General features: G+C 68.3%; 4 protein-coding genes. 1 reads left to right on the forward strand and 3 read right to left on the reverse strand.

Annotated features, from left to right (window positions below; all coding sequences use genetic code 11):
* A partial coding sequence (locus tag AC1DP0_RS20165; protein WP_478088043.1) for a glycosyltransferase family protein occupies positions 1-744 on the reverse strand: 744 nt, incomplete at its 3' end.
* A 129-nt stretch (positions 745-873) separates the two neighbouring features.
* A complete protein-coding gene (locus AC1DP0_RS20170) occupies positions 874-1284 on the reverse strand; it encodes a VOC family protein (protein WP_478088045.1) in 411 nt (136 codons plus the stop codon).
* A gap of 103 nt (positions 1285-1387) precedes the next feature.
* Here AC1DP0_RS20170 and AC1DP0_RS20175 point away from each other — a divergent pair, with 103 nt between their 5' ends.
* Positions 1388-2296, forward strand: a complete 909-nt coding sequence (locus tag AC1DP0_RS20175; RefSeq protein WP_478088047.1) for an alkaline phosphatase family protein — start codon at positions 1388-1390, stop codon at positions 2294-2296.
* Positions 2297-2571: 275 nt separating this feature from the next.
* On the opposite strand, the gene AC1DP0_RS20180 is transcribed toward AC1DP0_RS20175, so the two are convergent.
* On the reverse strand, positions 2572-3111 hold a 540-nt coding region (locus AC1DP0_RS20180), incomplete at its 5' end, for a M1 family aminopeptidase (protein ID WP_478088049.1).

A 3111-nucleotide genomic window follows, 5' to 3' on the forward strand; every position in this document is an offset into this window, starting at 1 on the left:
CAACAGGAGACCGCGGTGGGCCCGGACCGTGCCCGCGGTGCCGTCGCGCCGGACGAACGCGAGACTGCCGTCCCCCGTGAGCTGCTCGACGATCCCGGCCCGGTGCAGGGCTCCCCGGATGCTGTCGGTCGTCATCGGCGCGTTCTTCGCGCTGAACGGGTCGAGCGACGGCGGGATCACCCGGACCCGGGGCGTCGGCAGCCAGCGGGGTGCGTACTCCCTCCGCGAGAAGACGCACGCGTCGGCGGCCTCCACGAACGGCCGGAGGAACTCCCAGCCACGGCCCGTGTGCCCGTCGGCCCGGTCCGCTCCGATGTGACAGCGCCAGACGACGTGCGCGCCCTGTTCCCGGAGCGCAGCGGCCATGCCTGCGGTCTGCGGATCGTGAAGCAGCACAATGTCCCCGGGACGCACCCGGTTCCGCCAGACCTCGAGGTTGCGCGCCATCACGTCGCGGTAGTGGTCCGTGTCCGTCTCGTCGAGCCCGCCTCCGTCCCCGGAGAAACCGTGGAGCAGGTTGTGCAACCTCTTGGTCACGGTGAAGAACCGCTCGTCGCCGGTGAGGACGAACCAGCGCGTCTCGACACCGGCGCCCCGCCCGTAGGCCACCAAGGTCTGGAGCATCTCCGCCACCCCGCCACCCCGTTCGGTGGAGCTGACGTTCCACACCGTGCGGCCCTGCAGCAGCAGCGAGGTTCGGTCCGCAGCAGCCTTGAGCAGCGCGACCCGTTCCGGCGGGAGCACCCGGGCAAATCGATCGATCGGTACGGCACCCACCGGCACCTCACGCATACTTCATCTTGCCGCACCCCCGCGCCCGCTGCCGACGTTCCGCTCGCAACCGACGTCAGGCCTGGTATGCCGGAGGGTGCGCTACGCGTCGTTCGTGTCGACCCGGGCCGCTTCGTCGGAGGTGAGAAGGACGACGTTGCCATCGGGGTCGTCGACCATGGCGGCGTAGGGGCCCGCGGTCTGCGTGGGTGGCATGCGGCTGGGATGGCCTGCGGCGACGAGGTCGGCCCAACGCCGGTCGACGGCTGCCTTCTCGCCGACATAGAACTCGAGCAGCTGCTGGTAGCCCCCAGCCGGGCGCGTCCAGGCAGGATCGTAGGTGGCGGCGAAAGAGGTCGTCAGCAGCAGGCTGACGCCGCTGCCCATCCGGTGAATGACGACAGGTCGACCGGACACCGGATCGGGGACGTCGAGACCGAGGTCGCGGTAGAACGCGATCGACGTGGTCAGGTCGCGGACCTCGAGGATCAGCATGCTGAGCTGGATCTCCATCGGCCCACTCTGCCACCGCCCGCTTCACGCCGCTTTCCCAGCCTGCATCGACCACCCCGCGGTACTGTCTCCGCGGCAAGGCACTTCAGACCATGGGGGACGCATGTCGCACAAGGTCGCCGGGTTGGTCATCGCGACCGCACTGCTGGGCCTCACCGGCTGCGGGTCGGGACAACCTTCCGCCCCTGCCTCCTCTCCCGCACCCGTCACCTTCGCCACGGTGCACCCGACGAAGGTGACCAAGCTGCTGACGTTCGTCGTCGAGAACCACTCGTTGGACCAGATGCGCGAAGCCATGCCGTACACGGCAGCACTCGGCAAGGAGTTCGCCCACGCGACGAGCTACCGGGCGGTGACGCACCCCTCGCTGCCGAACTATCTCGCGATGACGGGGGGCAGCACGTTCGGCGTCACGGATGATGGTCCGCCCGCCAGTCACACGACCGACCAGCCGTCGGTGTTCGGCCAGGCGCTGTCGCTGGGCAAGACGGCCAAGGTGTACGCCGAGGGGATGCCCGGCACCTGCGCAACGGAGAACTCCGGACAGTACGTCGTCAAGCACAACCCGTGGCCCTACTATCTCAGCGAGCGGTCCTCGTGCGTCCAGTACGACGTGCCGCTCACGGAGCTGAGCACGGATGCCGCCACCGGACGACTGCCCAACGCGGGCATGGTGATCCCTGACCTGTGCAACGACGCCCACAACTGCGATCTCTCGGTCGCCGACAGCTGGCTGCGGACCGAGATCGGCTTGGTGATGGCCGGTCCCGACTGGCTGGCCGGACATCTCGCGATCGTGGTCACCGCCGACGAGGACGACCACCATCAGGACAACCTCGTCCTGACCGCCGTGGCCCACCCGTCGCTGCACGGCGCCGTCGTCACGACGCCGCTGAGCCACTACTCGCTGGCGCGCCTCTACAGCGAGGTCCTCGCGGCGGAGCCGCTCGGGGAGGCCGCCGCGGCTCCCTCGATGGCCACGGCATTCGGACTCGATCTCGCCGCCCGCTGAGGGAAGCGGTTCCTCGCCTCGCTGCGGCGTGCCACCTCTGTCAGAGGGTTCGTCTGTCAGTGGGAGTGCAACCTTGAGACTCGAGCAGCTGTACCGGATTCGCTTCACCTACCCGGAGAGCACCGCCGCCTCAACGATTCGTATGCGTGTCTGTGGGCGAGGTGCGGGCGCCGGACGACCCGGCGGCACGGAGCTCCGAGCTGGTCATCGATGTCGCGGAGCTCGTCTGGGAACCCGTCGTGGAATGACGACAGCGCCCACCGGTCCTGTCTCGCTCACCACGAGGTCGGCTTCTGGGGCTGGTAGAGCCACACGTCGAAGAAGTGGTCGAGGTCCATCCCCGAGGTCTTCTCGGCCAAGGCGATGAAGTGGGGTGTCGTGACATTGCCGTAGCGGTTCTCCGTCACCCAGGTGCGCATGATCCGGAAGAACGTGTCGTCACCGACCTTGTGCCGCAGCGCCTGCACCGTCATCGCGCCACGGTCGTAGACCGTCCCGTCGAAGAGGTGCGCGGCGTCTCCCGGGTTGCCGGGTGGGGGAGCCCAGAACGACGTCTTCGAGGCGGGGGTGTTGTAGAGGGTGTCAAAGTAGCCTTGGGCACTCTTCCGGCCGCTGTGCTCGCTCCAGATCCACTCCGACCATGTCGCGAAACCCTCATGGAGCCAGATGTCCGGCCACTGGCGGAGAGTGACCGAGTCCCCGAGCCACATGTGCGAGAGCTCGTGGGCAACCGTCGTCTCATCCGGCATCCGGTCATAGACCGGTTTCGTCTGCGTCTCGAGCGAGTAGCCCACCGCGGGTGCGTTGTCCGCGAC

It is taken from the genome of Terrabacter sp. P5_B1, from assembly GCF_056400505.1.